Annotated in this window: 10 protein-coding genes and 1 pseudogene; 6 read left to right on the top strand and 5 right to left on the bottom strand. The window is 41.7% G+C overall.

Annotation, left to right across the window (positions count from 1 at the left end):
• Window positions 1-150: 150 nt before the first annotated feature.
• The 3 genes and pseudogenes from ACQY1X_RS19850 to ACQY1X_RS19840 all read right to left on the bottom strand — a co-directional run bounded on the left by ACQY1X_RS19850 (window position 151) and on the right by ACQY1X_RS19840 (window position 3,916).
• Window positions 151-1,372, bottom strand: a pseudogene (locus ACQY1X_RS19850) (ISL3 family transposase).
• Window positions 1,373-1,810: 438 nt separating this feature from the next.
• The gene (locus ACQY1X_RS19845) at window positions 1,811-3,205 is read right to left on the bottom strand and encodes a DUF2252 domain-containing protein (protein WP_430015041.1); all 1,395 of its coding nucleotides are present in this window, start codon (window positions 3,203-3,205) and stop codon (window positions 1,811-1,813) included.
• A 543-nt stretch (window positions 3,206-3,748) separates the two neighbouring features.
• Window positions 3,749-3,916, bottom strand: a complete 168-nt coding sequence (locus ACQY1X_RS19840) for a sulfate transporter (protein WP_430015040.1) — start codon at window positions 3,914-3,916, stop codon at window positions 3,749-3,751.
• Between ACQY1X_RS19840 and ACQY1X_RS19835 the strand changes: the two genes are divergently transcribed.
• Window positions 3,900-4,076, top strand: a complete 177-nt coding sequence (locus ACQY1X_RS19835; protein ID WP_184891203.1) for a hypothetical protein — start codon at window positions 3,900-3,902, stop codon at window positions 4,074-4,076. The genes ACQY1X_RS19840 and ACQY1X_RS19835 overlap by 17 nt on opposite strands.
• Window positions 4,077-4,196: 120 nt before the next feature.
• Here the strand turns inward: ACQY1X_RS19835 and ACQY1X_RS19830 are convergent, their stop codons facing one another.
• Entirely contained in the window at window positions 4,197-6,161 is a 1,965-nt protein-coding gene (locus tag ACQY1X_RS19830; protein WP_430015039.1) for a flavin-dependent dehydrogenase, read from the bottom strand.
• A 121-nt stretch (window positions 6,162-6,282) separates the two neighbouring features.
• Here ACQY1X_RS19830 and ACQY1X_RS19825 point away from each other — a divergent pair, with 121 nt between their 5' ends.
• The 3 genes from ACQY1X_RS19825 (at window position 6,283) to ACQY1X_RS19815 (ending at window position 8,124) form a co-directional block, all read left to right on the top strand.
• Window positions 6,283-6,525 carry a hypothetical protein gene (locus ACQY1X_RS19825; RefSeq protein ID WP_002737489.1) on the top strand — a complete coding sequence of 81 codons (243 nt, stop codon included), beginning with the start codon at window positions 6,283-6,285 and terminating at the stop codon, window positions 6,523-6,525.
• A 7-nt stretch (window positions 6,526-6,532) separates the two neighbouring features.
• Complete coding sequence (locus ACQY1X_RS19820; RefSeq protein WP_002736045.1) at window positions 6,533-7,348, top strand: LmeA family phospholipid-binding protein; 816 nt, start codon at window positions 6,533-6,535, stop codon at window positions 7,346-7,348.
• 95 nt (window positions 7,349-7,443) lie between these two features.
• Window positions 7,444-8,124 carry a GerMN domain-containing protein gene (locus tag ACQY1X_RS19815; RefSeq protein WP_430015038.1) on the top strand — a complete coding sequence of 227 codons (681 nt, stop codon included), beginning with the start codon at window positions 7,444-7,446 and terminating at the stop codon, window positions 8,122-8,124.
• 44 nt (window positions 8,125-8,168) lie between these two features.
• On the opposite strand, the gene ACQY1X_RS19810 is transcribed toward ACQY1X_RS19815, so the two are convergent.
• Entirely contained in the window at window positions 8,169-9,230 is a 1,062-nt protein-coding gene (locus ACQY1X_RS19810) for a mechanosensitive ion channel family protein (RefSeq protein WP_002735319.1), read from the bottom strand.
• A gap of 28 nt (window positions 9,231-9,258) precedes the next feature.
• Between ACQY1X_RS19810 and ACQY1X_RS19805 the strand changes: the two genes are divergently transcribed.
• Entirely contained in the window at window positions 9,259-9,750 is a 492-nt protein-coding gene (locus tag ACQY1X_RS19805) for a c-type cytochrome (RefSeq protein WP_002790853.1), read from the top strand.
• A gap of 313 nt (window positions 9,751-10,063) precedes the next feature.
• Window positions 10,064-12,214: an O-linked N-acetylglucosamine transferase, SPINDLY family protein gene (locus tag ACQY1X_RS19800; RefSeq protein WP_430013399.1), complete on the top strand. Its 2,151-nt coding sequence runs from the start codon at window positions 10,064-10,066 to the stop codon at window positions 12,212-12,214.
• Window positions 12,215-12,224: the final 10 nt, after the last annotated feature.

Raw genomic sequence — 12,224 nt, 5'->3', positions numbered from 1 at the left:
TTTAATAACTGGATTTATTGTAAGATAATATTACATTTTTTGGGGAAGAAAAAGTATAGATATGAAACTATAACAAAGATAGATTTAAACTCTGATAAAAACTCTTGAGTCGCAGACAAAATATGGCTCTTCGTTACTCTTTATGCTAAATCAACATACAAGATGCCAAGACAACATACTTCTAACCCAAAAATTCCGAAAGTTTCTAAAGCCATAGGCTCTCCGTTTTATTAGTTTAAGTTTATTGTTGATTCCCTCGACCATCCCATTCGTTGTCCTTCGCTCGAAATAACTAATTATTTCTCCAAACCAGTTTCGGATTGTTTGACAACTCTTAGTAAAAACACTGGAGGATTTTGCCAACCATTCCGAGATGGATAGCATTCCCTCTGTCGGATTCTCTGAGGTTTCATAAATCTTTCTGAATTCTTCCTTTAATTCCTGCATCTTTTGCAAATTTGGGAAATTTTCTTTGATAGCTTCTAGTTTGATTTTTTGGGTTTCCGTTAAATCTTCTTCATTTTTTAACAGACTATATTTACTTCGCTTTAAAACTTCTAGCTTTGCTTATTTTTCTGTTTTCTGTTTTTTATTTTTCTGCGCTTCTACGGCTCTTTTTTCTGCTTTTCTTTGTTCGTCTAACTCTTGATTAATTTGTTTCATTACATGGAATCTATCGGCGACTACCTCGGCCGATGGCATCAATTCTTTCACCAAATTTTTATAGGGCAACCAAAGATATATGCTGACTTCTTCAATTTGCTCTAACACCTCTTTTCCCCACCCTGTAAGCGTTTTCCTCAATTCTTCTTGTGTTCGCTTCTCTAGAATAGCTATTAGTTTTCCCGTATCTAAATTTACTAAAACTGCACAGTAATTTTTTTGCCCCTTGACTAGAGCGATTTCGTCAATTCCTAGTCTTTTTAATTCCGATAGGTCTGGCTCTGTAATTTCTTCGGCGATGTCCTATGTCCTCTATCATTCTTTGAATCTCTTCTTCCGTTACGTCATTTCTTCGGCTAACATCTAAAATATCTCCTTCTTTTAATTGTTCGAGTATATTCTCGGCTAGTCTTTTCGTATAGGTTCGTTTCTTGGCGACAAAATCTAACTCTTCGCTAAAGGGTTTCTGACAATTACCGCACTTAAATTGACGACGATTAACTTGTAGGTACACTGGTTGACCTGAGATTGGTAAATCTTTGACTAAATGTCGATGATTTTGGTGTAGTTTATCGCTCTCTAACCCACAACGAGGACAGGCTACTTTTTTATTTTTCGATTCGATTCGGCAAACTATACCGATATTTTCTAGGTGTCGATAGCCTTGAATACAGGTTCCTTGTAGGTTCAAAAATTTGTCAAGTATCATAAGTAAAATAATCTCGTTTTTGGCAATTATATCAAATCTTAACTCAATTGTCTATCTTTTGGCATTAACCTGTTTGTGCCTTAAGTCTTTCCCTGTATGGATTTCAGCTACTTTTGAGCTTAGTTACTCTCATCGAATTTTATTTTAAGTTAATTATTTGCATAACAATTCCCGAAGAGCCCTATTTTTTCATAATTAGGGGTTTCAAGACCCCCCTAGCTGGTGCCGAGAAAACCTTCACCAGCTAAGTATTTTTACTCAAGTCTCTGGAGGGGGATAGCTTATGTGACAGTTGAGGGTGCGGAATGTGGGTTTGATAATGTACCTTTTGGGCGAACGCAGTTCGCCCCTACATTGTGGACAAAATCCGTTACTGTAGGGGCGCAAGGAACCTGCGCCCTCCGATAGGAGGAGAAATAACAGGCTGATAGCTTAATGCTATAAATTTTCTTCTACCAAAGCCTCCACCCGTCCTGTTTTCACCGCATCCACCAAAGCGGCGTGATCTCGTTCTGTCTGATCGGCATAAGCGATCGCAAATTCGCCCAGGGCTAGATCGAACTGATCTCCTTTCCCCAAATAACCGCTAATAGTGGCCGCATCTCCAGATTTAGCGTGGGCGCGGGCCAAGGTCCAGCCGCAGAACTCGGCGTAGCGTTGCAGTTGGACGGCCGATACTCCTTCAATGGGTAGGGAAAACTTCATATCCCGCAGTTGCCGTAAATAGAAGTCGTTGCCCCCTCTTCCCCGGGTCCAGCCCAAAAATATGTCGCTAGAGGATTGCATCAATCTCTGGCCTGTAACTACCCGTTGTCCCTGATTTTCGTACTGGCTCTTGGCGGTATAGGGTTCCAGAACCGAAGGGCGGGCTTCCTTAACTTGTAGGATGAGGGGATGGTTATCTTCCGAGAACAATAGGGCGATATAACATCTGGTGCCGACACTGCCAATGCCCACTACTTTCAGGGCAAAGTCCTCTAACTGGTAGCGATCAAAGAGGACTCGGCGTTCCTCCGGCAGGGATTGGCGATAGTCTTCCAGACCCTCGCGCACGATAGTCTCCCAATCCGGTTCGTTGACATGGTAGAGAATAGGCGGCTGATCGACAAAGCGATTGCGTCCCCCAGTTTGGGTGACGATCTTGGGGTAGAGATGTTCGATGATGCGCTCGCGGGCCTTTGTCATCATCTGTTCCCGCAACTTCCGCGTCTTTTCGTCGGGAGCCATCTCGATCGCCTGTTCTGCTCCTATGCGCGTGTACCATACCTCTAAGGGACTGAGGCGAGAATATTCCCGCAGGTGTTCTCGATAGGAACGAGCGCAATCGATCGCCGCTGCCTTCGATTCTCGATCAGATAGATCGCTATCCCTGCCGGCGATGACAAAACTGACCACGAGACGCTTGAGATCCCATTCCCAAGGTGCGGGCAGGGTTTCGTCGAAATCGTTAATATCGAAGACTAAATTGCGTTCGGGGGTGGCAAAAAATCCGAAGTTCAACAGGTGGCAATCCCCGCAGGCCTGCACGATAATGTCGGTTTTGGGAGTGGTGGCCAGATCGTAGGCCATCAAGGCAGCGGAACCGCGCAGGAAGGTAAAGGGACTCCGCAACATTCGTCCGTAGCGGATGGGAATCAATTCCTGTAATCGCCCCCGATTTGATGCTTCGATGATTTCGATCGGCTCTCGACCAGCTGCGGGGGGTTGCCAGATAGCGTGGCTAGAACGCGGCAATCGCTCCCGCAGGGATTTACCGATCTGGATGCGTTCTTCCCGTGAACGGAATCGAGCTTGAGAGGGTGAGCGGATCGGGGTTTCTATTTGGTGGTTCATAGCGACTTTTTCCCCTGAATGAGATTACATCCCTTGCTGTTAGATGACTAAATGAATACAAGCAATAGGAAATAGATAAGTCAATAGTTACGGTTCCCCTTCTGGGATAACTTTCTAACATTTCCCCCTTTAGAGATAGCTTCTGATGCTCGGTTCAACAATTAATCTTCACTCGTTTCTTATCTGGGAAAGATCAACCTCATCAATGATAGATTTTTTCTGAAATGGCTATCTCTTAAATTTGCTTAACTTTTAGCCCAATGGCAGCTCTACTGTTTCGATTATATCTTGCTCAAAAATTGCTGGCGGGATAATCTTAACAAAATTTTATCTAATGGTCAGCCTTCGGCCAGGGGCTAAAATCTCGCTCTTTTGTCGGGAAAAGGGGGGACTATTCCGGGTTAAAGGTGAAAATTTTCCCCTTGCCCCAGTTCTGTAGGAAGTTTTCTGTTTATTTTTTTGGGTAATGATTTGGTAGTATTAGTTTAAGTCTGTCAACCGAGAATTTACCCCTAGATTGTCTAGGAATGAACGGTGAAAGTGTCAATATTGAGGCTCGGATGATTGGGGTGAGTTACGATGATGAAACGCCTCGATCGCTTTCTCTAGGGTTGGATAAATACGTTCGGTCGAGATATTCTCGGATAGGTCTCCTTTTTTTAATTGCTGATCTAAATCTTGCTTCATCCGTGCCATGGCGAAAGTAACCATCGTCATATCTTCTCCTGTCATCGAAAATGTCTCGAAAATCTCGCCACCGGATCAACTGCCGGTAGGAATAATTTTTCGCTGGTTTAACCCGGTTTTTTCTAGAACTGAGAAATTTATTCGCCAAGATATTAATGAAACCAAATTAAATTGTATTCAGTAAGGATTAGGGGAAATCCTGTTAGAGAAGCAACCCTCTGGGGGAGTTAACTTCTTAAACAATTCATCTACTTTGACTTCTAACGCGCCTAGGTTGATGGGAGCGTCAATTGATAAATATTCTCTAATTTCTTAAGCCATAATTAAAACTCAATAACTTTAACCAGAGGCGAGGATTGTCTTTTTCTAGCCAGCTTTGGGAGTTTTTTAACCATTGGGGAAACCAGGAACTAAAAAACAGATTTTTGACTCCATCAAGGCTAAAATCGAGATAGGAACCCAACCAACGTATTAAATCCTGACTGCCGGCCATTTCTGCTATCCATAACAGTAAAGCTGGGTTTTTTCTGGCCGCTTTAATTGCTAAACGGCTAAAGGTTAACCAATCGGTTTTATCCTTAATAAAGGTTTCAGAAACCTCCGGCGGTTCGTCAGCCAATAAACCGAAAAATGTGTTTAACATGGCGTTAATTCTTTGGGGTGGTAAAGTTTTTCCCGTGGGAACCATCATTCCTTTAGAAAATAACCAAGTTACCGCCACATTACTTTGATAAGCTCGCACATTTTCTAGGTCTTTAGCTGTTAGTAAATCATGTTTTAATGCCATATCCAAAAGATGGGTTAAGCGCTCTAAATTACGCACCAAAGAACCGAATCCAGTAAAGATTAACGGTGATTGCAGAGAGGCGGCATCACCGATGGCTAAAATGCGATTAAAGGAGACAATTCGATCTTTTTTCCCTGTGCTAAAATGCCCCGGTATATAACCAAAGGTGGGTTTTTTCCAGGTTAATTTTTCTGGATCACACTGTCGATATTCGGGCAGAATAGTAAAGAAATCTTCGTACATTTCTAACAGAGAACCGGGGTTATCGGGATGGACTTGATGATAGTGAAATAGATAAAAGGTTAATTCTTTTCCTTCCCCCGGAAATAATTCCCAAATTAGTTGTCTGCCTTTAGAAATATCGCCATGGGAATTTAAGACATCGCCATAGTGAGAATCCCACACCACCGGATCGAATCCTTCTACTACTGCCCCCACCGTCGGACAGACACTATCAAAGGCACGCACTCCGTTTAATTGCCAAGCGATGGGAGAGGCGGAACCCATAGCATCAATCAATAAACGACCTTTTATCTGTTGAATTTCCCCACCATGATTAAGGGTGACAGTAACACTATTAGCGGTAATATCAGCCTTGATAAATTCGGTTTGATCGAGAATTTTACCGCCATGATCCTGTAATTTTTTACCGCAGGATTGCAGCAATTGATCGGAATTAATGGCAATATTTAAAACCGTGGGAGTATGGAGAATCTCCGCCTTCAGATGGGGGGGATTATTGCCATCAAAAAACTTATTAAAGCCATCGATGTATTCTTGGAAGATTAATTTCTCGAATTCTTCGGCCGTAAATAGACCTAAATTAATTAAACTTTGAAACTCCGATCGAGAGATATTCCATTCCCGATTCATCCGTCCGAAAGGCAGTCTTTCTACTAGGAGGACTCGATAACCTAATTTGGCCATCTGTGCCGCATGAATTGCCCCCAAGGCACCACCAATATAAATTAAGTCGTAGGTGATGGGATGATCATTTTCCTCACTGCTAGAGAAAATTACCGGCTGCGGTTGTTGGGGATTTTTGGCACTGTCGCGCCAACGTTTTTCCCACCAATACAAACGTTCTAAATCCGCCTCTCCTTGGGGCATTTTGCGGAAGTAGTGAACCGTTAGGGGATAGTCCGCTTCTAAAGCTGTAAAAATTGAGTGATTTTTTTGATCGATATTTGGTATCGTGTTATACTGCGGCGGAAAACGCTTTTGTAAAGCTCGATCGAGCTGCCGAGTCAGGGATGTTTCTTGATCATGCGATCGCTCACCCCAGCGGAAAACTTTTAAATAAGTAGTCCGTTGCAGCGTCCAGACAAAAATCGACAATTCGATCGCCTCCGATAAGCGCAATCTCACCCCGTTAGGTGTATTTGTCTTGACACCGCTTCTGGGTTGCCAATCGGATTGTAACCAGTGACAAACGGCGATCGAGTCAGGAGTCGGAATTTCTCTGTAAAGTATTTCTCTCATCTTGATTTAGCTGTTAAACCCAAAAATCGTCTGATTACGCTAGACTACACAAAAAGTTTTCTGAAAAAAGTTTAAAAAACTTTACATACCCAGATTAATACACAGCCTAACCCATCTGATTATGAATTATCCCATCCCGACTACCCCCGAAGAAATTGCCGCCCTCCGACAGCGTCCCGTCGATGAGGAGATGATCGCTGCCGTGATTGCGGGAATTATTAGAATGGCCCACGCTCAGGGTCAATCCCTCGATGATCTGACTGAAGAAATTCTCGCAGAAGACCCGATTTTAGATCAAGTGCAACGACGTTGGTTAAGTCAGCTTTTCACTAATGCTTGGCAAAATTTAGCTGGATGGGTGTAATTGAGCGATGGAATGGCTAACAATCACTCTCGCTAGTGTTTTGACCCTGTTAACTCCCGCAGGGGCAATTATTGATACGGTTTTAGCCCATACCCTTCGCTCCCAAGTCCAAAAAGTGGAACAATTGGCCGTGAGGGTCGATAATACTCCCAATTATCAGGTTCTGCAAGGCAAAATCGATCGAGTTCGCATTTCTGCACGGGGAATTTATCCCCTTGCTGGCGTTCGCATTGAGAAGATCGAGCTAGAAACTGAGCCAATTAGCCTCGATTTGCGGCGATTACAGCAAAAAAACAGCAGTTTAGCCGCCGCACTGCGCCGACCAGCTGCGGGAGCATTGCATCTTGTCCTCACGGAAACTAATCTTAATCAAGCTTTACAATCGGCAGCGGTCAAAGAACAAATTCAGACCCTGATTAATAATCTGATTCCCTCTAGGGAAGAATTTGGTAGCACAAAATATCAACTTAGTCAAGCAAATTTTAACTTTCTTAATAATAATCGAGTCGCTCTCAGCCTGCAGCTAGAGACCCAAAGGCCGGACGAACCAGCAGCCAGCCTCAATCTGAGCTTAGAAGTGGGATTTAAGCTAGTGCAGGGGCGAAAAATCGAGCTTATTGACCCCACAGCCACTCTTAATGGTCGTCGCATCTCCTCGCGCCTTCTCAAGGGGTTTGCCGAGGGTATATCCACCCAGTTAGATTTAAAAAACTTCGAGAAACAAGGAATTATCGCCCGCCTTCTCCAATTACAGATTGACGATGATAAGCTAAGTATAGCGGCTTTTGGCAGAATTGAACCTCGATCGGGGAACCCCAATTAAATTTAACGGTCGGAAAAGATGAGATGGGAAGTGGGAAGTGGGGAGAATAAAAGCGTTCGACTGATAACTGATAACTGATAACTGATAACTGAATTATGCCTAGTTCTCGCTCTAGTGATAAAATCTCTTTACCTTGGATAATTGGTATCGGCCTCGCTTTATTTACTGCTGGTGGGGCCACTGCTTGGTTTGCCGTCCATCACCTATCTTCCCCCCAGAAAACCAGCGAAAACCCGATTGAATCTCCCAGTCCGGTGCCGATAAGTCAATCGCCAATTTTTGAACCGGTTTCTCCGGGTCCGGTGAAGACAAGTCCGACAGTAACTCCTGCAGCTATTCCTGTTAGGGAAACTCGACAGGTTTATTGGTTAAAAGTGACCGATACGGGTAATCAATTAGTCAGCCAAGAAATTACCGTTCAAAAAGCAGATAGCGACGACCGAGAGTTAACAGCAGTATTGAAGATTCTATTAGCTGGTCCAAGTAATCCTCAGGATATGACTACTATTCCTTCTGGGACTAAATTACTTGATTTAAAAGTAGATAAAACGGGAATTAAGATTAATCTCTCGCGCGAGTTTGGCAATGATGATGGCCCTGATATGTTAATCGGTCGTTTGGCACAAATCATCTATACTACTACTACCGAGGATCCCAATGCCAAAGTCTGGATTCAAGTGGAAGGAAAACCCCTAGAATTATTAGGAGAAGGCCACGGTATTGAAGTTGCCCAACCGATGACTCGTAAGTTTTTTGAGGAGAATTACCAGTTGTAAGTTGTCCGCGCATTTAAATTGTTTGTTGCGATAGCGAATTGAGGTTAACTAGGGGGATTACTGGGGGGATAGGGAAAAAGAATTGGATAGGGAATTTTAATTCCTTCTTGCTGATAGCGTCGGTGTAGGAGTTTAATAAATTCGTGTTTAATGGTGAGATGTTGAAAAAATTCTTCTTCTACCACCTTGAGATAAACTGTTAGCACAATGCTATAGTAATCGAGTTTACCATAAAGGATCAAGGGTTGATAGTTACCGAGGTGAGGTTGCAATAACTGAGCGATTTCTTGCATGACTTCTAGGGTAACTTTTTCGACTTTTTCTAAGTCACTATCGTAACTAATGCCCACTTCCACGGGAATCAGTAGGGAGTGATCTGGTAAACTATAGTTACGGAAACTAGAAGAAATGATCTGAGCATTGGGAATGACCAAAATATTATTGGTAATTTCTTCGATGACTGTGCATCTTAAATCCACATCTCGCACATAACCAGCTTCTCCCGTTTTCAGTTCAATATAATCTCCCGGTCTAACTTTTTTAGAAGTGATAATATTAATCCCTGACATTAAATTAGCTAGGGTATTTTGGAGAGCTAAACCGAGGGAAACACCCCCAATACCAAAGGCAGTAAGCATCGGAGTTATCGAAATGCCAATCGAGCTTAAAATCAGCAAAAAACCGCAGCTAAAAATCAGAACTTTGGCGAGAAATTCAAATAGGGAAGTTAGGGAAGAAATGCCATCATCTCCCGTGGTATAAAATCGTAATATTTCCACGGATAATTGAGCAATAGCCCAAGTAGCCGAAGCTAAAAAAGCCACTAGCAGCAATTTTTGGCTCAGGAGAATCAGGTAGGGAAAGAGGGGAAGATTGGGAAGGGAGAGGGCAATATTTAAACCCAAAAGTCCGAACCAAAGTATGCTTAATCCACGAAGGGAACGTAAAACCCCTTCCGAGAAACGCAGGTTTTTTTCTCTGGCAATCGATAAAAGTTGACTGACAACGCGCTTTTCTACGAGCCATCCCAACAGCAGGAAACTGAGGACGATGGTGATAGGTAGGATAATATAGGGCCAATCTTCCAGTCTGGTTAATAGGTTCATTGCTAGAGGTTTAGAAAAAGATGCAGTTTTGTCTTATATTATTCTCCATTTGCCTATCTCTAGCAGCGGCGGTGGAATTTTCGGGCAAAAAGTTGCAAAATGTAAAGAGAAACTCATCTTTCCTTCGGCGGCCTTCGTGAATAGTCAGTTAGTTAAACCAAAATTCGGGCTTTATCGATTCTTAATGGTTATAATCGTGGGTTTGTTGCTGATTAGCACCTTTTTAATCGCTTTTCATCTGGCTAAGATGTCGGATCCCTACATTAAGGAGGTGTTATCCCGACAAGGTAATGTGAGTCGCGGTTACGAAATCTTTCAAATTAACTGTGCTGCTTGTCACGGTCAGTTTGCTGATGGCATCGTCGGACCAAGTTTAGAGGAGGTTTCCCATCGCAAATCGAGAATTAGTCTGATTGAACAGGTAATTAGTGGTAAAACCCCGCCAATGCCCAAATTTCAGCCCGATCCTCAAGCTATGGCCGATTTATTGGTTTATTTAGAAAAGCTTTCAAAAAACTGACTTGAAAGAGGGTGTGGGGTGTAGGGAAGGAAACCTCTTTCATCTGTGGGGGTGAAAACTTTTTCATCGGGATTTACTCTTGGCTGACGTTGATGGTAAGCTAGGACTCGTTGAAACTGGGTGGAGAGTGGCAGGTGGGGAATGGAGAGGTGAGGGAATGGGGAATTTCAACTAAAACCCCAACACCCCCCGCAACGCACACGCAGTGACCACCCCAAAACCCAACCCCTGAGAAACTGATAAATTTTACTTATATAGAAAAATTTTGCTTCTATTTGGGTACGCTAGTAGAGACACTTAACGATAAATACTTATGTCTTGGCATTTCCAAGTTGAACCTGCAATTATGCAAGGGGATTTCTGGCAAGTTAGTCAGTTTTACGAAGAACTGATAGAAAGAGAACCCTTAGAAATTAGTCATTATTGGTATTTAGGATTAGCCTATCTTTTGGAAGCTCGGGAAGAAGAAGCACAAGCTACTTGGTTATTTGTCTTCACTCAAGGAGATGAACAGGAGGTGATGCTGTGGACAGTAGATTTAGTCAATATTTTGGATGGGGAAGCACGCAGACAATTAGAGTTAGGCAATTTAGAAACCAGTTGGTTAATTCGAGGACATATTCGCGAGATTATTCACGATAATATTGATAATTTGCTGCGGTTTATTTTATTGGCAATTAATTTGAATTATTTCGAGAAAGAGCAGTTAAAAGCTTGGTTATTTGTTGATGTGTTAAAAACAAATAATTTCCAGACTCTAGAGTTAAGTTTATTGGAAGAAGTTTTAGAAAAATTTCTCGATTATCAGATACCAGAAACTGTCCCTTACCTAGAGGCAATATTTCAATCTAACTGTCAGCGACAAACTTTCATCAAAGTAGTAGAAGCTAAAGTAACTTCTCTAGCCATGAATAATAAACCATTGGCTATTGATATTATTAATACTTGTTTAGCAGTGGAACCGGAGCAAATTTATCTGTTAGCTGAACTTTATCAATGTTATTTTGATAATCGAGATTTTGCCGCTGCTATGCAAGTAGCTAGTCAATTAAAAACAAGTTGTCAAGGTTTGCCTTCTCAAGCTGTCGCTGATTTTATGGCTCTTTATGTAAAATTATTTAGTGGTAATTGGGTCGATATTAAGGCAGATATTGAAGAATATACAGAATCCTTGCAAAAAAGTATCACTAATCGAGAATGTCCAAGATTATTGGATGGACCATGCCTATCAATTGTATCCCCTCTAGTTTACCTAGAAGATAACCCAAGAAAAAACCGTTACATTAATAATTGTGTTGGTCAACTTTTTCAAGAATATGTCCGCAATAATTATAACCGTCATTCTCTGCAAAAATCGACTATTAAAGATGCCAATAAAGTTCTTAAAATTGGCTATATTGCCAATACTTTAGGTAATCATTCTATCGGATTAATCTCTAGATGGTTAATGAAGTATCATGACTATAACCAGTTTCATGTCTCTTTATACCTAGTATCTCAAAAAGAAGATTTTATTACTGAAAATGATTTTAAAAATCGGGTAAATGCTTGCTATAATTTACCGATTAAGCCTCTACTGATTGCTGAAAAAATTAGTCATGATAATATTGATATTTTGGTAGATTTAGACAGCATCACTAATGAAGCAACTTGTCAAGTCATGGCACTAAAACCCGCACCAATACAAGTGACTTGGTTAGGTTTTGATGCGTCAGGAATTCCTGCAATTGATTACTATCTTGCTGATAATTACGTTTTACCAGCAGATGCACAGGAATATTACCGAGAAAAAATTTGGCGCTTACCTAATTCCTATATTTGTGTGGATGGTGTCGAGGTTGCTTCCCCTTCTCTCCGAAGGGATGATTTAGGGATTCCAGAGGATGCAATTAATTACTTAACCGTACAAACGGGGGTTAAACGTAACCCTGAAATTATTCGACTTCAGCTACAAGTTTTAAAGGCAGTTCCTAATAGTTATTTGAGTATTCAAGGGTTAAGTGATGCTAAATCAGTGGAAAAATTATTTTTCAAAATTGCCGAGGAAGAAGGAATTAATTATGAGAGATTAAAAATCTTACCCCTCTATCCCACAGGAATTTATCGAGCAAATTTAAGGATAGCTGATGTGGTTTTAGATACCTATCCCTTTACGGGAGGAATGACGACTTTAGATGTGCTGTGGATGGGGATTCCTTTAGTTACAAAAGTTGGTCAACAATGGTCATCGAGAAATAGTTATACTTTAATGGTTAATGCGGGAATTAGTGAGGGTATCGCTTGGAGTGATGAGGAGTATATCGACTGGGGGATTAAGTTAGGTAAGGATGAAAACCTGAGACGCAAAGTTATCGCTAAATTAGATGAATCTAGAAAAACTTCCCCGATTTGGAATGCACGTCAGTTTACTAAAAATGTGGAAAATGCCTATCGTCAAATGTGGCAAATCTATTGTGAAAGTTAATCAGGGAGAA

The organism is Microcystis protocystis FBCC-A270, from assembly GCF_050500235.1.
In the GTDB taxonomy this organism is placed as follows: domain Bacteria; phylum Cyanobacteriota; class Cyanobacteriia; order Cyanobacteriales; family Microcystaceae; genus Microcystis; species Microcystis ichthyoblabe_A.
Note: the sequence above shows the minus strand (reverse complement) of the source record. Positions and strands in the feature narration are given on the sequence as shown.